Source organism: Bacillus sp. AF23 (genome assembly GCF_020861455.1).
Lineage (GTDB): Bacteria > Bacillota > Bacilli > Bacillales > Bacillaceae > Bacillus > Bacillus halotolerans.
The window spans coordinates 41,805-59,981 of the sequence record NZ_JAJHVY010000033.1 but is presented as its reverse complement, the minus strand read 5'-3'; the positions used below and the strand labels follow the sequence as shown (position 1 = coordinate 59,981).

General features: G+C 44.2%; 18 protein-coding genes. 15 read left to right on the top strand and 3 right to left on the bottom strand.

The window, feature by feature from the left end:
* Positions 1-13: 13 nt before the first annotated feature.
* Genes whiA through LNN34_RS17835 form a run of 3 tightly spaced genes read left to right on the top strand, consistent with a single transcriptional unit; the run spans position 14 to position 2,017 of the window.
* Positions 14-964: a DNA-binding protein WhiA gene (gene whiA, locus LNN34_RS17845; RefSeq protein WP_024122966.1), complete on the top strand. Its 951-nt coding sequence runs from the start codon at positions 14-16 to the stop codon at positions 962-964.
* A gap of 23 nt (positions 965-987) precedes the next feature.
* Positions 988-1,245 carry an HPr family phosphocarrier protein gene (locus LNN34_RS17840; protein WP_024122965.1) on the top strand — a complete coding sequence of 86 codons (258 nt, stop codon included), beginning with the start codon at positions 988-990 and terminating at the stop codon, positions 1,243-1,245.
* Between the two features lie 10 nt (positions 1,246-1,255).
* Entirely contained in the window at positions 1,256-2,017 is a 762-nt protein-coding gene (locus tag LNN34_RS17835; protein WP_069486871.1) for an arylamine N-acetyltransferase family protein, read from the top strand.
* 51 nt (positions 2,018-2,068) lie between these two features.
* On the opposite strand, the gene LNN34_RS17830 is transcribed toward LNN34_RS17835, so the two are convergent.
* Positions 2,069-2,278 carry a hypothetical protein gene (locus LNN34_RS17830; protein ID WP_106295464.1) on the bottom strand — a complete coding sequence of 70 codons (210 nt, stop codon included), beginning with the start codon at positions 2,276-2,278 and terminating at the stop codon, positions 2,069-2,071.
* Positions 2,279-2,419: 141 nt separating this feature from the next.
* On the opposite strand from LNN34_RS17830, the gene LNN34_RS17825 reads away from it, so the two are divergent.
* The 4 genes from LNN34_RS17825 (at position 2,420) to LNN34_RS17810 (ending at position 6,976) form a co-directional block, all read left to right on the top strand.
* Positions 2,420-3,133, top strand: coding sequence for a response regulator transcription factor (locus LNN34_RS17825; RefSeq protein ID WP_024122963.1), 714 nt, complete (start codon positions 2,420-2,422; stop codon positions 3,131-3,133).
* Entirely contained in the window at positions 3,127-4,197 is a 1,071-nt protein-coding gene (locus tag LNN34_RS17820; RefSeq protein ID WP_069486873.1) for a HAMP domain-containing histidine kinase, read from the top strand. The genes LNN34_RS17825 and LNN34_RS17820 overlap by 7 nt, the downstream gene beginning before the upstream one ends.
* An 84-nt stretch (positions 4,198-4,281) precedes the next feature.
* Positions 4,282-5,061 (top strand): lantibiotic ABC transporter ATP-binding protein PsdA, encoded by a 780-nt coding sequence (gene psdA / locus LNN34_RS17815; RefSeq protein ID WP_044159302.1) that lies wholly within the window; start codon positions 4,282-4,284, stop codon positions 5,059-5,061.
* On the top strand, positions 5,036-6,976 hold the full coding sequence (locus tag LNN34_RS17810; RefSeq protein ID WP_044159298.1) for an FtsX-like permease family protein: 1,941 nt from the start codon (positions 5,036-5,038) through the stop codon (positions 6,974-6,976). The genes psdA and LNN34_RS17810 overlap by 26 nt, the downstream gene beginning before the upstream one ends.
* A gap of 37 nt (positions 6,977-7,013) precedes the next feature.
* Here the strand turns inward: LNN34_RS17810 and LNN34_RS17805 are convergent, their stop codons facing one another.
* A complete protein-coding gene (locus LNN34_RS17805; RefSeq protein WP_082687834.1) occupies positions 7,014-7,991 on the bottom strand; it encodes a 2-hydroxyacid dehydrogenase in 978 nt (325 codons plus the stop codon).
* A 403-nt stretch (positions 7,992-8,394) separates the two neighbouring features.
* Between LNN34_RS17805 and LNN34_RS17800 the strand changes: the two genes are divergently transcribed.
* Together LNN34_RS17800 and LNN34_RS17795 are read left to right on the top strand one after the other, a co-directional pair.
* On the top strand, positions 8,395-8,979 hold the full coding sequence (locus tag LNN34_RS17800) for a beta-class carbonic anhydrase (RefSeq protein WP_229044035.1): 585 nt from the start codon (positions 8,395-8,397) through the stop codon (positions 8,977-8,979).
* Positions 8,980-8,997: 18 nt separating this feature from the next.
* Positions 8,998-10,608 carry a SulP family inorganic anion transporter gene (locus LNN34_RS17795; protein ID WP_193659761.1) on the top strand — a complete coding sequence of 537 codons (1,611 nt, stop codon included), beginning with the start codon at positions 8,998-9,000 and terminating at the stop codon, positions 10,606-10,608.
* A 27-nt stretch (positions 10,609-10,635) separates the two neighbouring features.
* On the opposite strand, the gene LNN34_RS17790 is transcribed toward LNN34_RS17795, so the two are convergent.
* Complete coding sequence (locus LNN34_RS17790) at positions 10,636-10,956, bottom strand: MazG nucleotide pyrophosphohydrolase domain-containing protein (RefSeq protein WP_059292481.1); 321 nt, start codon at positions 10,954-10,956, stop codon at positions 10,636-10,638.
* A 116-nt stretch (positions 10,957-11,072) separates the two neighbouring features.
* Here LNN34_RS17790 and LNN34_RS17785 point away from each other — a divergent pair, with 116 nt between their 5' ends.
* From LNN34_RS17785 to mdxG, 6 genes are all read left to right on the top strand, one after another.
* Positions 11,073-11,648: a TIGR00730 family Rossman fold protein gene (locus LNN34_RS17785; protein WP_024122955.1), complete on the top strand. Its 576-nt coding sequence runs from the start codon at positions 11,073-11,075 to the stop codon at positions 11,646-11,648.
* Positions 11,649-11,813: 165 nt separating this feature from the next.
* A complete protein-coding gene (locus LNN34_RS17780; protein ID WP_202647715.1) occupies positions 11,814-12,764 on the top strand; it encodes a LacI family DNA-binding transcriptional regulator in 951 nt (316 codons plus the stop codon).
* Between the two features lie 108 nt (positions 12,765-12,872).
* Positions 12,873-14,642 (top strand): glycoside hydrolase family 13 protein, encoded by a 1,770-nt coding sequence (locus LNN34_RS17775; RefSeq protein ID WP_229044034.1) that lies wholly within the window; start codon positions 12,873-12,875, stop codon positions 14,640-14,642.
* A gap of 94 nt (positions 14,643-14,736) precedes the next feature.
* A complete protein-coding gene (locus tag LNN34_RS17770) occupies positions 14,737-15,990 on the top strand; it encodes a maltodextrin ABC transporter substrate-binding protein (RefSeq protein ID WP_229044032.1) in 1,254 nt (417 codons plus the stop codon).
* Positions 15,991-16,029: 39 nt separating this feature from the next.
* Positions 16,030-17,337, top strand: coding sequence for a maltodextrin ABC transporter permease MdxF (mdxF, locus tag LNN34_RS17765; RefSeq protein ID WP_229044025.1), 1,308 nt, complete (start codon positions 16,030-16,032; stop codon positions 17,335-17,337).
* Positions 17,338-18,174, top strand: a complete 837-nt coding sequence (mdxG, locus tag LNN34_RS17760) for a maltodextrin ABC transporter permease MdxG (protein ID WP_082687833.1) — start codon at positions 17,338-17,340, stop codon at positions 18,172-18,174. It begins immediately after the preceding gene.
* Positions 18,175-18,177 lie beyond the last annotated feature (3 nt).

Below are 18,177 nucleotides of genomic sequence, written 5' to 3'. Positions count from 1 at the left end.
ATGAGGTGGCTATATGTCATTTGCATCGGAAACAAAAAAAGAATTAACGAACCTGGAAGTGAAGGACTGCTGCATTAAGGCAGAGCTGTCTGCACTTATCCGAATGAATGGATCTTTATCATTTGCTAACCGCCATCTCGTACTTGATGTTCAAACTGAAAATGCAGCGATTGCCCGCCGCATCTATACATTGCTGAAAAGACAATATGATGTGTCGGTTGAGCTGCTGGTCAGAAAGAAAATGCGGCTGAAAAAGAATAATGTCTATATTGTGCGTTTTTCAGAGAATGCAAAGTTCATCTTAGAGGATTTAAAAATACTCGGCGAGAATTTTGTGTTTGAGCGAAATATTTCAAAAGAGCTTGTCAAAAAGAGATGCTGCAAACGTTCTTACATGAGAGGGGCATTTTTGGCGGGAGGTTCAGTCAATAACCCGGAAACCTCCTCGTACCATCTAGAAATTTTTTCTCTTTATAAAGAGCATAACGATTCATTATGCGACCTGTTAAATGAGTTTCATTTAAACAGCAAAACGCTCGAACGGAAAAAAGGCTATATCACTTACTTAAAAGAGGCGGAAAAGATTACTGAATTTCTGAACGTAATCGGCGCACATAATTCGCTGCTGCGTTTTGAGGATGTCAGAATCGTCAGAGACATGAGAAATTCGGTTAATCGCCTTGTCAATTGTGAAACAGCCAACTTAAACAAAACCATCGGGGCTTCGCTCAGACAGGTAGAAAATATTAAATACATCGATGAAAGAATCGGCTTGGAGGCGCTTCCTGAAAAACTTCGGGAAATCGCGCAGCTGCGGATTGATTACCAGGAAGTGACGCTGAAAGAGCTGGGGGAAATGGTAGCGAGCGGAAAAATCAGCAAATCAGGGATCAATCACAGGCTGAGAAAGCTTGACGAAATCGCAGAACAGCTGCGGACAGGGCAAACCGTCACTTTAAAATAACCGTAAAGAAAAGGGGAGATCTTATGGTTCAGCAGAAAGTGGAAGTTCGATTAAAGACAGGACTGCAGGCGCGTCCTGCTGCTTTGTTTGTACAAGAAGCAAACCGGTTTACGTCAGATGTGTTTCTTGAGAAGGATGGGAAAAAAGTAAATGCGAAAAGCATCATGGGACTGATGAGCCTTGCAGTAAGCACAGGCACAGAAGTCACATTGATTGCCGAGGGAGAAGATGAACAAGAGGCGCTGGAAAAGCTTTCGGCATATGTTCAAGAGGAAGTTTAGGTGATACAAAATGAATGATTTTCTGAAAGACTGTTTTAAGAAAATCGGCTGGAAGAAGGATCATGTCAGCTTCGACGATCTTCCCCTTTTTCTAAAAGCAATGGCGTACCGATACCCTTTTGAAAACCGGGCAGTTCTTGCAAAAGAGAATTATAAGGTAACCAAAGAGGAGCTTTGGCGCCGTCTGATCAAAGAACAGCATGGGGGACTATGCTACGACCTGAATGGTTTTCTTTATTATGTCTTACGCGATGCCGGTTTTCATGTGAAGCTCATCCGCGGAACAGTTTATGCAGGAAAGCAAGAAGAGTGGGCATTAGAAGGAACCCATGCTGCTGTATGGCTGTCGGCAGAAAAGGGAGATTACATTGTTGATATTGGCTTTGGCATCAACCTGGCGCTGGAGCCGATACCGCTTTCCGGAGAAACGGTACAATCTCCTGTGGGAGCATTCCGAATCAAGGAAAAAGCGACGGAAATGGGCACCCATCTTCTGTTGATGGACAAAGGAGAAGGCTGGCAAATCGGTTATGCCTTTACCCTTGATGAAAGTGACGTCCGTGATTTAGACATGATGAAGGATATAATCCACTCTCATGAAAAATCGCCCTTTAATAAATCACTGCTTGCTTCTAAGCTGACCCCGAACGGACGGATCGTCATGTCAGACCGTCATCTTACGATTCAAGAAAATGACGGAGAAGTACAGAAGAGGGACATCACCAGCACGGAGTTCGAAGAGAAACTAAAAGCTCATTTTTTTAAGGGTTAAGCTTGCAGAATGTCTGCAAGCTTTTTTCTTTGGTTTCAGCAGTTTTCACCTTTATGAACACGTATTGATGGCTGCATCAAATGCATCCTCTGGAATATATTCATTTCCATTTTCCTTCTTGTAAGGAATTTGATTGTCTTTCAGGCATTCTTTGTTGTTTTCTGACAGTGTATTTCCCCAGACGATGTATTTGCCTGTATAGTTGGGCTGGCAAGCTGAAAGAGTTGCCGTTATAACCAGCATTATCATCATTTTCTTCAAAGAGACACCTTCCGAATATGAAATATTTTCCTTTCGTATTCTATCATAACGAATGTCGGGTTTCCTATTCCTCCTTCATGCTATAATAATTTTGGAATCTTCTAGAAAAATCACCGTGCTAGACATATAAGGGGGATAAACGTGTATCGGATCTTACTCGTGGAAGATGATGAACGGATTGCTTCATTGCTTGGCGGCCATCTTCAGAAATACGGATATCATATAAAAATAGCTGAAAAGCTGAATGACATAAAGGAAGAATTTGCGGAAATGAAACCGGATCTTGTGCTGCTCGATATTAATCTCCCTTTTTTTGACGGGTTTTATTGGTGCAGGCAAATCCGGACGGTTTCCAATGCTCCGATTATTTTTATCTCGGCGCGGACTGATGAACTGAATCAGGTGATGGCGATTGAGAACGGGGGCGATGACTATATCACAAAGCCGTTTCACTTAGAAGTCGTCATGGCCAAAATCAAAAGCGTACTGCGCCGGACTTATGGTGAGTATTCTCCTTCTTTGTCTCAGGAATCAAGACTGGTGGAGCTTGGCGGTCTAACGATATATCCAGATCAATATGAAGCGGAGTGGAAGAACAGCCGCATCTCGTTTTCACAAAAAGAATTTCAGCTGCTTTCGATTTTCATAAGAGAGCATAAAAAAATTGTCTCGCGTGATGAATTGCTGGAGGCATTATGGGACGACGTTGATTTTGTTGATGATAATACATTAACGGTTAATGTAAACCGGCTGCGGAGAAAGCTGGAGAATGCCGGATTGAAAGACGCCATTGCAACCATCAGGGGCCAGGGCTATGTATTTGAAGTCAATCGGAAGGATGAACGGGAGTGTTAAAGACTTATATAATCGACCGATTAGCCATTATTCTTTTTTCCTTATTAAGCATAGGTGCCGCCATGTTTATTGCATATTTAAGCATTATAGAGAGCGGTGCCGAGCCTTCTTCAGAAAATATGATGTACATATGGGTCCTGCCTGGTGTCCTTTTGGCGGCCGGTTTTACTGCCGATTACATCCGGCAAGTGTCCTTTCTGGCATTTTTGAAAAAACTGGCCGATCAGGCACCCGCTTCGAATGACATAGGGCGGTCGCTTGAAGCCCGCAAGCCAAGAACAAGAGAGCAAGCCCTCTGGACAAAAATGATTAACGCGCTTGGCGATCAATATGCCGGAAAGCTCTCACAATATATCAATAAACAAAAACAGCATTATACATTTACGAATCAATGGATTCACCATATGAAAACACCCGTATCCGTCATTTCCTTAATGATTCAAGAAGGAAAAAACGGGACCGCTTCTTCCTTTCAGACATTTTTAGAGGAGCTGGAAGATGAAAATGAACGGTTTCGCCACGGGCTGGATATGATGCTGCAAACAGCCCGGCTGGAGGAGTTCGCTTTTGATGTAAAACCAGAAACCTTTGATTTGACAGAGCTTGTCCGCTCATTGATCAATCAGGAAAAACGGCAGTTTATTAAACGGCGGCTTTTTCCAAAATTACATGTGCCGTCAAACGCCGTCCAGGTTTCCAGTGATCAAAAGTGGCTCTCCTTTGTTGTGGAGCAAATCCTTTTCAATGCCCTGAAATATTCAAAGCAAGGCGTTGGGGACCATATTACCATCCGGATTGAAACGCAAGGCCATGAAACGCGTTTATCAGTTGCAGATGACGGTATCGGCATCCCGGCGCAGGATCTTCCCCGGATTTTTGATCCGTTTTTTACTGGTGAAAACGGGCGAAGCATGACGCAGGCGACAGGAATGGGCCTATATTTGGCGAAAGAGGTGTGCAGCCAGCTGGGCCATAAACTGTACGCGCAATCAAAAGAGGGAGCGGGCACCGTGATGACAATCGTCTTTTCAAGTGACACTCTGGCGAATGTGACAGCATTGTAAGATTCGAAAGCGAGATTGAAAGAAAGTTCGATGGGAGGCTGCTGACTTCCTTTTTATAATAAAGAAAAAAGGAGGATCAGAGGCATGAACGTGCTGCAAACAACGAAGCTGTCAAAAACATATTATTCAAATAAAGGAACGATGTCATATCAGGCACTTAGCGATTTTGACCTCAGTGTAAATAAAGGAGAATTTGTCGGCATCATGGGGCCGTCAGGAAGCGGAAAAACCACGCTCCTGAATTTGCTGGCCACCATTGATAAGCCGACCCAGGGCGAGATGATGATCAACGGCATTCAGCCGAAAACGTTAAAGGATCAAGAGATGGCTCTGTTTCGCAGAAGAGAGCTGGGCTTTGTCTTCCAGGACTTTAATCTGCTTGATACGCTGACGATTCGGGAAAACATCCTGCTTCCGCTCGCGTTGGACAAGGTAAAGCTGAGTGAAATGGAAAACCGCTTAGATGAACTGGCAGATACATTGCAAATCAAACATATTCTGGACCACCGTACATACGAAGTGTCCGGAGGCCAGCAGCAGCGTGCGGCCTGTGCAAGAGCCATTATTCATAATCCGGCTCTGATATTGGCGGATGAACCGACAGGCAACCTTGATTCAAAATCTGCAAAACAGGTCATGAACACGCTGGCTCAGCTAAATGCTGAAAAGGAAGCAACAATACTATTGGTTACGCATGATGCCACAGCGGCAAGCTTCTGTAAACGGATCGTCTTTATTAAAGACGGAAGATTTTTTTCAGAGATCCGCAGGGGAACGAATCAGCAGGTGTTTTATCAAAGTATCCTGGATACCCTGAGTGTGTTGGGAGGCGATTTTCATGAATTTGAGAACCATCGCCCGTAAGAACATTATTGGGAATCTGCAAAGATATGTTGCTTACTTTTTAAGCTGTGTGTTTGCCGTCTCGGTCTTTTTCGTCTTCACATCTTTTATTTTTCACCCGGATGTGACGGAAGACAATGTGTATGGCGGAAGCCTTGTGAAAACGTGTTTGAGCGCGGCTCTTATCGTCATCATCGTGTTTTGTATATTCTTTATTTCTTATTCAAATTCAGCATTTTTACAAGCGAGAAAGAAAGAGTTCGGCTTGTTTACGCTGTTCGGAACATCAAAGCAGCAGCTCCGAAAGATGATTTATTATGAGCAGTCGCTGATTTCTCTTGCTGCGATTGCGGCCGGTATCGGCACGGGGCTGTTATTTTCAAAACTGTTTTTTATGGTCATGACATGGATGCTCAGTGTGAAGGTGCCGATCTCGTTTGCGATTGTACCGAAAGCATTTGTGCTGACGGCGGTCGGTTTTCTCATATTGTTTCAAGTCCTGCTTATTTTATCGCTGGGGCAGATTCGTAAGCTCGAAATCATAGATTTGATTAAATCAGCTCAAAAACCTAAAAATTTACCGGCCTATTCAAAATGGCTCACTGTGCTGTCTTTGCTTTGTCTGGCTGGCGGTTATTATCTGTCTGCCACAGCCAATGCGATCGACATGATGTTTCGTGTCTTTCCGATTTTGATTTTAGTGTTAATCGGCACGTATTTCTTTTTTACACAAAGCAGTGTCGCGTTTTTCCGCATGCTGTACAGAAAGAAACACAGCTTTTACAAAGGAACCAATATCATTGTGCGTTCCAACATGATATTCAGGCTGAAAGATCACGCACGCATGCTGTTTTTAACCTCTGTGATTACAGCAGTCATTTTAACCGCTACAGGTGTGATCTATATGTTTTATGCTGATTTAGAAAGACAGGAGGAGCAAAGCATTCCTCAGTCTGTTGCCTGGGTGGAAAAAGACGCTTCCCGCTTTCAGGTTATGAAGCCTGAGACGGCTGAGAGTACATTGAAAAGAGCAGATGCTGAGATTAAATATAAGGTGAATGCCACAGGTATTCCTGTTACATTTCAATCAGACTTGCCGTATGGAAACAGGAAAGCGGAAGCAGAGGCCTTGCTGATCTCAGAGAAAATCTATAATCAAGTCGCAAAGGAAAAAGGTTTTCCCGTTATTCATTTACAAGAAAATGAAGCGTTTATCAATGTTCCGTTTCAAATGATGGTGAAAGATACGTTCGGAGAAGGGGAAAAAGCAGCGTTTCATATGAAGTCAGGAAAATCACTTTCCTATGTCATGAAAAAGCAGCAAAACAAAGGGATATTGATGTCAGTCGGAGGAGTCAGCCGTTTATTGGTTGTCAGCGAAAAAAGCTTTGACAGCCTGACACAGGAGGTGCCGCTGAAGGATCAGACGAGAGTGGTAGGCTACGAGCTTGAGCATTGGCAGGAGACGGTGGACGTCTCTGAGAAGCTTGAAAACATGGTGCCAAAAGAACATACATCTGATTTTCAAACGCGTGCTCCGAGTTTTCAAGTTGTAAAGCAGGGAGTCGCACTAATGCTGTTTATCGGTCTGTTTGTCAGCGTGCTGTTTTTTATCGTTCAAGGGAGCATGCTGTATTTGCGGATGTTTACTGAAATAGAAGATACGAGAGTGCAAGTGTTAGCATTAAAGAGAATGGGGATTACGGACAAAGAGATTCACTCCATCCTTGGAAGACAAATTGGATTTTTGTTCTTCATCCCGTTTATCGCGGGCACGATTCACGCCGGTTTTGCGTATGTGGCGTTAAGCAACATGCTGAATGCTAACTTATTTCTTGAGGCCGTGATTGTCATCTTCATTTATTTTGTGTTCCAGGCTGTTTATTATATCGTCACTCGTCATATTTATAAGCGTGCTGTTCTCCAGCATATGTAATATGAAATCCGGTCTTCATCAGACCGGATTTTTTGATTTACTGAAATTCTCTTGTCAGATTTTTCGGTGTTTCTCCTTTGATAGCTGCGATCATGTTTTCAGCGGCCTGTTTACACATATTGAAGCGCACTTTCGCCGTTGCTGAGCCAATATGCGGCAGCAGGGTGACATTGTCGAGCTGCAAGAGCGGGTTGTCTTTTGCGACAGGTTCTTCTTCGTACACGTCTAAACCGGCACCGCGAATCCAGCCTTCTTGAAGAGCGCTGATGAGGGCTTTTTCATCAACCGTCTTTCCCCGGGAAATATTGACGAAAATTGCCGAATCCTTCATCAGTTTAAATTCACGTTCCCCGATCATGTGATACGTTTCGTCAGTCAGCGGAGTAATCAGCAGAACAAAATCTGATTGCTCCAGCAGTGTGTCAAGCTCAGCGTATTTGACGCCGATGCTTTCTTCAGTTTCTTGTTTGCGATGGCGGTTATGATAAAGCACGTCCATATCGAAACCGAATTTGGCGCGTTTGGCCGCTTGCTCGCCGATTCTGCCCATGCCGATAATGCCTAATGTTTGATGATGGACGTCAATGCCGAAAAGGTCTTCTTCTTCAACTGTACCCCATTTACCGGCCCGGACGAAACGGTCGAGTTCAGCAACACGTCTGGCCGATGATAGAATTAAAGAAAAGGCCAGATCGGCCACTGTGTCATCCAGTGTATAAGGCGTATGAGTGCCGACGACGCTTTTTTCTTTCATCGCTTCTATATCAAAATTATCGTAGCCGACGGATTGATTGCTGACGACCTTCAGCTTAGGAGCATGTTCAAGCAGCTCACTGTTGATGGACGGCCCAGATGTTCCAGTAGTTAAAAGCCCTTCAGCATCTTTCATTTTTTCGAATAGCACCTCTTGCGGAAGTGTATCCTCCTGCCATATCTCATAGCGGCAATGCTCACTGATCATGTTTTCAATCTCTTCAGGAATCGGTTTGGTGATAAATACAAATGGTTTCAACAAGGCTCCCCCTTTATGGCTGTTGTCTATTTTATTATATCGGAAAGAAATACAAGTTAGAAATATTGCTGCGTTTGTTAAAATTTCTGGTTCTTTTGAACTTAAAATGATCGCGATGACTGAAAAAATAGCAGCCTCTGCTTAAATAAGTTTTTTAATTATCTGAATTCGCCTATATTTTTTGTCAGACAAATCACCAAAATACCAGCAGAACCTGGATTATAGGATTCAATAAATATAAATTTTATTATCTTTGAAAGATATAAATTTTTGAGTTTTTATTTTACAGTCCATTTAGATCGTCTTTTGTTGAAAGCCTTTTCGCGGCCTGTTCCTATGCTATAATTCCTTACTGTAAGCTGGGTAAGAAGGCTTGCAATAACACAGGGATGGGAGATGAATAAAAATGGTTTCTTTAACATCAATTTTGGAACACAATCAGCAATTTGTCAGAGAGAAGAAGTACGAACCCTACAAAACGACAAAATTTCCTTCAAAAAAGCTCGTTATTGTTACCTGTATGGATACAAGACTCACAGAACTTCTTCCGCAAGCAATGGGGCTTAAAAACGGCGATGCTAAGATTGTAAAAAACGCGGGAGCCATCGTTTCTCACCCATTTGGAAGTGTCATGCGCAGCATATTGGTCGCCATTTATGAATTGCAGGCTGAAGAGGTTTGCATAATCGGCCACCATGAATGCGGGATGTCAGGCCTGAATGCGGCCTCGATTCTTGAAAAAGCAAAGGAACGCGGGGTAGAAGCAAGCTGCCTGAGTTTGCTTGATAACGCCGGATTAGATTTGAAAACCTGGCTGACTGGCTTTCACAGTGTGGAAGAAAGCGTTTCCCACAGTGTCAATCTGATCAAGAATCATCCGCTGCTGCCAAAAAAGCTGCCGGTTCACGGGCTTGTGATACACCCGGAGACAGGCAAACTTGACGTCGTGATTAACGGTTATGAAACTGAGCTCATAAAGACTAATCCATAAGGGAGGTTTTAACAAAATATGCGATTCTCTGGGAGATTCAAGGGATACAATTTGCAGAAATTTCAGAAAGACCTAATTGCAGGTATCGTAGTAGGAGTCGTGGCAATTCCTTTAGGGATGGCGTTTGCCATTGCCTCGGGAGTCGAGCCTGAATACGGGCTGTATACTGTTGTTGTGGCGGGGATCTGTATTTCTTTGTTCGGGGGATCTAAATATCAAATTGGCGGTCCGACAGGCGCGTTTGTCCCGATTTTATTCGGTATTGTGATGCAGTATGGTCTGGAAAATCTGCTGATAGCGGGGTTTATGGCAGGCGTCATGCTGGTGCTGTTCGGATTGTTTAAGCTCGGCAAAATTATGAAGTACGTGCCGAAGCCAGTTATCGTCGGGTTTACGGCTGGAATCGCCGTGTTAATCTTCACTGAACAAATCGCTAATTTTCTCGGTTTGAAAAACGTAGAAAAACATGAGAACTTTCATCACAACATGTTTGAAATTGCACAGAAGCTCGGCACCTTTAACGGATATGCCATTTTGACAGCAGTCATCGGACTTGTCATTTTGCTTGTATCCGCCAAAGTGATGCCAAAGATACCCGGAGCTTTATTGGCTCTTCTCATTTCTACGCTTGTTGCGGTTGTGTTTTTCCCTGACCGCATGGCAACGATTGGCTCAACCTATGGAGATATTCCTCGCCATTTGCCGGAATTTCAGTTTCCAGAGCTGACAATAGATAAAATGGTCATGCTGTTTCCGGCAGCGCTTGTCATCGCGCTTCTTGGCGGTCTCGAATCGATTTTATCCGCGATGGTTGCCGATAATATGAAAGGGTCAAAGCACGACAGCAACAAAGAGCTTGTCGGCCAGGGGATTGCGAATATGGCCGCGCCGCTGTTTGGCGGAATCCCGGCTACCGGAGCGATTGCGCGGACGGCAACCAATATTAAAAACGGAGCGGTTTCACCTGTCTCAGGTGTCGTTCACGGCGTCGTGGTTCTTCTTGTACTGCTTGTATTCGCGCCTTATGCTTCCCACGTTCCGCTTGCAAGTATGGCGCCGATATTGATGGTTGTCGCATGGAATATGAGTGAGCGGAAGGAAGTCGCAAACATGCTGAGGCTGAAAAACGCCGATTCCTTCATTTTAGCCGCTACCTTTGTCCTGACGGTTCTGTTTGATTTAATCGTCGGTGTGGCGACCGGATTGCTGCTCGCATTTGTGTTCTTCATCAGAAGAATGAGCGAAGCGACCCGTATTCACAATCAGGAGTCTCATCCAGCTCTTGCGAAAGCGGCTGAGAGGGGGCAGGGGACAGATCCTTCTGTCAGCATGTACTCCATAGAAGGGCCGCTGTTTTTCGGATCGATTGATTCGCTTGAATCGTCACTGTTAGAGCATGTACAGAAAAAGCCGAAGACCCTCATTTTACTCATGAATAAAGTGCATTACATGGATACGTCCGCAGAAGCGGTGCTTGTGAACATCATGAACAGAATTAAGCGCCACAACGGAAAGCTGATGATCGTAGGGCTGCAGTCTCAGCCTAAAGAGCTCCTGCATAAAACAGGCCTCTTTCACAAAATAGGAAAGCAGCATTTCTTTGATCATCATGATGAAATCACAGGATGAAAAAAACGGCCGACTGCGGCCGTTTTTTTATGCATGCTCAAATCGCTTTGTCAGTTTTTCTTGGTGGGCTTTCATCACGTCTTCTAAAGAAACGCCGTACATATCAGCAAGGATGGCGATATTTCCGATGACGTCTCCCATTTCTTCAATCAATTCTTGTTTTTGCTCAGCTCGTGTCGATTCTTTCTCATCCGGCCGGTCTCTGCCGATTTCATACGCCCTGACAGCCCGTGCCAGCTCTCCGGCTTCCTCCATTAAAAATCCGACTCGAATAAACGGTCCGTATTCCGTCCAGCCCCTTTTTTCGTAAAACTCTCTCATCCATTTTTCAGCATCAGCCAGCTGCAACATCATCACTCCTGCATTCTTTATGTATTTCATATTGATATTATCACATGAAGGTGGGACAATATATAGTGTGTTTTTTGAATGTTAACACGATATATAGATGCGGAGATGACGAAATGAAAACAATTTGTGTATTTGCGGGCTCAAACCCGGGGGGAAATGAAGCGTATAAAAGAAAAGCGACAGAGCTTGGCGTGTATATGGCAGAGCAGGGAATCGGCCTGGTATACGGAGGCTCGCGTGTAGGGTTGATGGGCGCGATTGCCGATGCGTTAATGGAAAACGGCGGCACCGCAATTGGCGTGATGCCAAGCGGCCTGTTCAGCGGAGAGGTTGTCCATCAAAATCTGACAGAGCTGATTGAAGTCAACGGCATGCACGAACGGAAGGCAAAAATGAGCGAACTGGCTGACGGCTATATCGCCATGCCGGGCGGTTTCGGTACATATGAAGAATTATTTGAAGTGCTTTGCTGGGCGCAGATCGGCATTCATCAAAAACCGATCGGACTGTATAATGTCAACGGATATTTTGAACCGATGATGAAAATGGTCAAATACAGCATTCAAGAAGGATTTTCTAACGACTCTCATCTTAAACTGATCCACAGCTCTTCACGGCCTGATGAGTTAGTTGAGCAAATGAAGAATTACTCATATCCGATTTTAGAGAAAAAGTGGACAGAAATTTAATGAGCCATTTAAAGCTTATATCCGAGTTTTCTCGACAATGTGAGGTTTCCTGAAGGAAATCTCTTTTTTAGTTTCTTTTAGGTTACATAGTATAATTTACTATAATAAAGGACTTTTTCACTAGTTTGGACAGGCGTAATAAGCATAGGCGAGGAGGGGATGAAAATGGCAACATTATCAGATGTGGCGAAAAAAGCAAATGTTTCGAAAATGACGGTATCAAGAGTGATCAATCATCCTGAGACGGTGACAGACGAATTAAAAAAACTTGTTCATTCCGCGATGAGAGAGCTGAATTACATCCCTAATTATGCGGCAAGGGCGCTCGTGCAAAACAGAACACAGGTTGTCAAACTGCTGATTCTCGAGGAAATGGATACGACAGAACCGTATTACATGAACCTGTTAACCGGAATCAGCCGGGAGCTGGATCGCCATCATTATGCTTTGCAGCTTGTGACAAGAAATTCTCTTAATATTGGCCAATGTGACGGCATTATTGCCACCGGCTTGAGAAAGAACGATTTTGAAGGTGTAATAAAAGCTTTTGAGAAGCCGCTCGTCGTATTTGGGCAAAATGAAATGGGCTATGACTTTATCGATGTGAATAACGAAAAAGGCACTTTTATGGCAACCCGCCATGTCATGGGACTGGGGAAGCGGGAGATTGTCTTTTTTGGCATTGATTTAGATGAGCCTTTCGAACGCTCGAGAGAACAGGGGTATATTCGTGCGATGAATGAAAGCTTTAAAAAAACGAATATGTTTCGGATCGATAACAGTTCTAAAAAAAGTGAATGCCTTGCAAGAGAAGTACTGGAATCCCTGAACAATCAGGCAGCGTTTGTCTGCGCATCCGACCGAATCGCGCTCGGCGTCATTCGTGCGGCGCAATCGCTTGGAAAACGAATTCCGGAAGACGTTGCGGTTACCGGGAATGATGGCGTATTTCTTGATCGCATCTCCTCGCCACGGTTGACTACAGTCAGACAGCCAGTAGTTGAAATGGGTGAGGCCTGTGCGAGAATGCTGCTGAAAAAAATGAATGAAGACGGCGCTCCCCAAGGGCATCTATTTTTTGAGCCGGAGTTAATTGTGCGTGAATCGACTCTGTAAGAGCCTTATTCTGTTATCGGTAACAAGGCAAAAAGGATTGTTCCTGCGATTTCATCATGATACTTTCAAACTTGAGCCGGATATAAAACGGAAATCAAAGGGGGAGACATGATGGAATATGCAGCGATTCATCATCAGCCGTTCAGTTCTGATGCTTATTCTTATGACGGGCGGACAGTGCATATTAAGATTCGGACGAAAAAAGGTGATGCCGATCACATTCGATTGATTTGGGGTGACCCTTATGAGTACAGCGGCGGCAGGTGGTCGGCAAACGAGCAGCTGATGAGGAAGATCGCCGCAACAGACATGCATGATTATTGGTTTGCTGAAGTGGTGCCGCCATTTAGGCGTTTGCAATATGCGTTTGTTGTAACAGACCAGCATGAAGACATCTTTTTCGGAAGCTCAGGTGTATGCCCTTATACCGAAAAAACGCTGGAGACGATCCATTATTATTTTAAACTTCCATTTGTTCATGAGGCCGATACATTCCAAGCGCCTGAGTGGGCAAAAGCAACGGTTTGGTATCAAATTTTTCCGGAGCGTTTTGCAAATGGAAGAGAAGACCTGTCACCGGAGGGTGTGTTACCGTGGGGGAGCAAGGACCCGGACGCAAATGATTTTTTTGGGGGAGATTTGCAAGGGATTATCGATAAGCTTGATTATTTAGAGGATTTAGGGGTTAACGGAATTTATCTAACTCCGATCTTTTCCGCGCCTTCCAATCATAAATACGACACATTGGATTACTATACCATTGATCCGCATTTTGGAGATCCGGAGCTTTTTCGCACATTGGTCAGCCGCCTTCATCAGCGGGGGATGAGAATTATGCTTGATGCTGTTTTTAATCATATAGGCAGCTCTTCTCCGCAGTGGCAGGATGTTGTGAAAAACGGAGCTCAATCCCGCTATAAAGACTGGTTCCATATTCACTCGTTTCCTGTCACAGAAGGCAAATATGATAGGTTTGCGTTTACACCCGAGATGCCAAAGTTAAATACGGCTCATCCCGAGGTACAGAGATATTTGCTTGATATTGCTTTGTACTGGATTCGCGAATTTGACATTGACGGCTGGCGCTTAGACGTGGCAAATGAAGTGGATCACGCTTTTTGGAAGACATTTAAGCAAGCCGTATCAGCAGAAAAGCCTGACGTTTATATTTTGGGGGAAATCTGGCATTCTTCCGAACCTTGGCTTAGAGGAGATGAATTTCATGCGGTGATGAACTATCCTTTTACAGAACCTATGACTGAGTATTTTGCTGACCGGGAGATTCCAGCCTCGCGCATGGCCCACCGGTTAAATGCACATTTGATGACTGGGATGAAGCAGGTCAATGAGGTGATGTTTAATTTACTGGATAGCCATGATACAAAACGTCTTTTGACAAGGTGCCGCAATGACGGAAAAAAAGCACGTGCTTTGCTGGCCTTTATGTTTGCCCAGACAGGTTCACCATGCATCTATTACGGAACGGAAATCGGATTGGACGGCGAAAATGATCCATTATGCCGGAAATGTATGGTGTGGGAAAAAGAGAAGCAAAACCAAGAGATGCTTACATTTATGAAACGGTTAATTGCTTTACGCAAACAGGAAAACACTTTATTGACTTATGGAGATCTTGAGTGGAATCTGCTGGATGATCAAAACGATTTTATCCGCTTTTCGAGGACGCTCGATGAAAAAAAACTGATTTACTTCTTCAATCAGGGGAACGCGGCTCAACATGTCAGTTTGCGAGATTTGAAAATTGATCGCTATCAGAAAATCTACGATGCGTGGACAGAGCAGCCGCTTCATTATGAAGATGTGATTGCCGTTCAGCCGGGGGAATTTTTTATTTTGGGTGCTGCTGACACTGTATAAATTCTGTTATCGGTAACAAGCTGAAACTTCTTGTAACCGCTTTCGAGAGAACAATACAATTGTTATAGATTCATCAATAAAAGGGGGAAAAGAGATGGCAGTTTTTAAAAAGGGCTTCGCCTTATTGGCGGCATCAGTCCTGACATTCGGCCTTGCCGCCTGCTCAAATTCAAAAGATCCGGCAAGCTCGGACGGTAAAAAGGTACTGAATGTGTCTGTCGAAGAAACCTATAAAGAATACATTGAAAGCATCAAAGCGAAGTTTGAAAAAGAGAATGATGTCACAATAAAAGTCGTTGAAAAGCAAATGTTCGATCAATTGGAAGCGCTTCCCCTTGATGGCCCGGCGGGGAACGCACCTGATGTTATGCTAGCAGCGTACGACCGGATCGGCGGTTTGGGCCAGCAAGGACATTTGCTTGACGTTAAGCCATCTAACACAAAAAGTTTTGGCGATAAAGAAATGCAGCAGGTGACAATTGACGGCAAGGTGTATGGAATGCCGCTGGTCATTGAAACACTTGTTTTATACTACAACAAAGATCTTTTAAAAACAGCGCCAAAAACATTTAAAGACCTTGAAAAATTAGCGGAGGATTCCCGCTTTGCGTTTGCTTCGGAAAAAGGAAAATCAACCGGATTTTTAGCGAAATGGACTGACTTTTATATGTCGTACGGTTTATTGGCAGGTTACGGCGGATATGTATTTGGAAAAAATGGCACAGATTCCGGGGACATCGGCCTGAACAATAAAGGGGCAGTAGAAGCTGTGAAGTATGCGGAGAAATGGTTTAAAACCTATTGGCCAAAAGGCATGCAAGACAATTCAAGCGCCGACGATTTTATTCAGCAGATGTTTATAGATGGCAAAGCGGCTGCTATCATCGGCGGACCTTGGTCAGCTGCCAACTATAAAGAGGCTAAATTGAACTACGGAGCGGCTCCTATCCCGACATTGCCAAACGGAGAAGAATATGCCCCTTTTGCCGGCGGCAAGGGCTGGGTTGCTTCAAAATATACAAAAGAACCCGAACTGGCTGAAAAATGGCTTGAGTATGCTACAAATGACGCCAATGCTTACGTTTTTTATGAGGATACAAACGAAGTTCCGGCCAACACAGCTGCAAGAAAGAAAGCGGATGAGCAAAAAAATGAGCTCACGTCAGCTGTGATTAGACAATATGAAACAGCGACACCGACTCCGAATATTCCGGAAATGGCTGAGGTATGGACAGGAGCGGAAAGTTTGATTTTTGATGCGGCTTCAGGAAAAAAAGCGGCACAACAATCAGCGGATGATGCTGTAAACGTCATGAAGGAAAATATAAAAGAAAAGTATGTGAAATAAAACGGCGGGACAGCGTCCGGAAGAATAGAGGGCGAAAAAATGAATAAACACCACACACTTGCAAAGCAAATACGAAAGGCAGGGCTTTTATCGGTCATTCCAGGGCTTGGGCAGATGGCGAATCAGCAGTTTTCAAAGGGGATCTTGTTTCTGGCCATCACAGGTTTGTTTGTTTTTGAATTATGCGTTTTCGGTATTCAGGCGCTAACCGGATTGATGACATTGGGAAGTGTTCCCGGTGAGGATCACTCACTGTTTATGCTGATTGAAGGCACGCTGCAATTGATCGTGACAGTGATTTTCCTCATGTTCTATATCTTTAATATTTTTGATTCGCGTAAGACCGCCGCTATGAAAGCGGCGGGTTTGAAGGTCAATACAACGGCCAGGGACATGATCTGTCATGCGGGAGATAAAGGGTTTCCATATTTATTTACACTGCCGGCATATATCATGATGGTGTTTGTGATTATTTTTCCGGTTTTGGTGACTCTGTTTGTTGCATTAACAAACTATGATTTTTATCATATTCCGCCTAATCGTCTGATTGACTGGGTCGGTTTTGAAAATTTTTTGAATATTTTTTTCCTCGGCTCCTATCGTGAAACATTTGTGAATGTACTGGGCTGGACGATCATCTGGACAATCTGTGCGACAACGCTGCAAATCATTTTGGGTATCTTGACGGCCCTTTTCGTCAATCAGGATTTTATCAAAGGCAAGCGGATATATCGAATGATCTTCTTATTTCCATGGGCTGTTCCGGCTTTTATTACAATCATGAGTTTTTCCAACATTTTTAACGACAGCATAGGAGCGATGAATGCACAGGTGATTCCATTATTGAATCACCTGCCGTTTGTAGAGCTGCCGGCGATCGCGTGGAAGACCGATCCTTTCTGGACGAAGACGGCCCTCATTATGATTCAGACCTGGCTCGGTTTTCCTTATATTTATGTCATGGTAACAGGCGTGCTTCAGGCGATTCCAGGTGAACTGTATGAAGCGGCAAAGATTGACGGGGCCACGTTTCTTCAGCGTTTTAAACATATTACTTTCCCGATGATTTTATTTGCGACAGCACCCGTGATGATTACCCAGTATACGTTTAATTTCAATAATTTCTCGATCATCTACTTATTTAATGAGGGAGGACCGGGCAGCGCGGGAGCGGGCGCCGGGTCGACCGATATTTTAATTTCTTGGATTTATAAACTGACAACAGGCACATCACCGCAATATTCTGTTGCGGCGGCTGTTACACTGTTAATTTCTTTCATTGTCATTGGAATTTCCCTGATTGCTTTTAAAAAATCGAATGCCTTTGGCAATGAGGAGGTTATGTAGGTGAACGCGAGAACTGCCAGAATGCTTAATAGGATTTGTACCTATTTATTTTTGACGCTTTTAAGTATCGTCATTCTGTATCCGCTGCTGATTACCGCATCATCCGCTTTCCGTGTAGGGAATGTGGCGGCTTTTCAGCTTGATTTTTCGGGTTCTTGGACTTTGGACCATTTTAAGCGGCTATTTGACGAGACGCTTTATCTTCATTGGTATGGCAATACACTAATCATCGCGCTATCGGTCATGGTGTTGCAGGTTACGATTGTGACACTTGCCGGGTATACGTACAGCCGCTATCGGTTTGCAGGCAGGAAAAAGAGCCTGGTATTCTTTTTAATCATTCAAATGGTGCCGACGATGGCAGCGCTGACTGCTTTTTACGTCCTGGCCATGCTGATAGGCGCACTCGATCAATACTGGTTTTTGACAGCAATTTATATCGGCGGCGGAATTCCGATGAACACGTGGCTGATGAAGGGTTATTTTGATACTGTACCGAGAGAAATCGATGAAGCAGCGCGAATTGATGGAGCCGGACATCTGAGGATTTTCGCTTCAATTGTTTTGCCGCTTGTTAAGCCGATGCTTGCGGTACAAGCGCTTTGGGCATTTATGGCACCGTTTGGCGACTATTTGCTGGCAAAGTTTTTGCTTCGCACACCGGAAAGACTGACCATCGCTGTGGGGCTGCAATCATTCATTTCAAACCCGCAGCAGCAAAAAGTCGCCCTGTTTGCGGCAGGAGCGATACTTGCCGCACTGCCGATATGCATTTTGTTCTTTTTTCTCCAAAAGAACTTTGTGTCCGGGCTGACAGCCGGCGGGACAAAGGGGTAGTTC

What these genes read in the sequence shown, in the direction of transcription:
- LNN34_RS17800 (WP_229044035.1), top strand. Translation starts at nt 8,395, where the DNA reads ATGGTTTCTTTAACATCAATTTTGGAACACAATCAGCAATTTGTCAGA.
- psdA (WP_044159302.1), top strand. Translation starts at nt 4,282, where the DNA reads ATGAACGTGCTGCAAACAACGAAGCTGTCAAAAACATATTATTCAAAT.
- LNN34_RS17835 (WP_069486871.1), top strand. Translation starts at nt 1,256, where the DNA reads ATGAATGATTTTCTGAAAGACTGTTTTAAGAAAATCGGCTGGAAGAAG.
- LNN34_RS17780 (WP_202647715.1), top strand. Translation starts at nt 11,814, where the DNA reads ATGGCAACATTATCAGATGTGGCGAAAAAAGCAAATGTTTCGAAAATG.
- LNN34_RS17785 (WP_024122955.1), top strand. Translation starts at nt 11,073, where the DNA reads ATGAAAACAATTTGTGTATTTGCGGGCTCAAACCCGGGGGGAAATGAA.
- LNN34_RS17770 (WP_229044032.1), top strand. Translation starts at nt 14,737, where the DNA reads ATGGCAGTTTTTAAAAAGGGCTTCGCCTTATTGGCGGCATCAGTCCTG.
- LNN34_RS17775 (WP_229044034.1), top strand. Translation starts at nt 12,873, where the DNA reads ATGATGGAATATGCAGCGATTCATCATCAGCCGTTCAGTTCTGATGCT.
- whiA (WP_024122966.1), top strand. Translation starts at nt 14, where the DNA reads ATGTCATTTGCATCGGAAACAAAAAAAGAATTAACGAACCTGGAAGTG.
- LNN34_RS17810 (WP_044159298.1), top strand. Translation starts at nt 5,036, where the DNA reads ATGAATTTGAGAACCATCGCCCGTAAGAACATTATTGGGAATCTGCAA.
- LNN34_RS17795 (WP_193659761.1), top strand. Translation starts at nt 8,998, where the DNA reads ATGCGATTCTCTGGGAGATTCAAGGGATACAATTTGCAGAAATTTCAG.
- LNN34_RS17840 (WP_024122965.1), top strand. Translation starts at nt 988, where the DNA reads ATGGTTCAGCAGAAAGTGGAAGTTCGATTAAAGACAGGACTGCAGGCG.
- mdxF (WP_229044025.1), top strand. Translation starts at nt 16,030, where the DNA reads ATGAATAAACACCACACACTTGCAAAGCAAATACGAAAGGCAGGGCTT.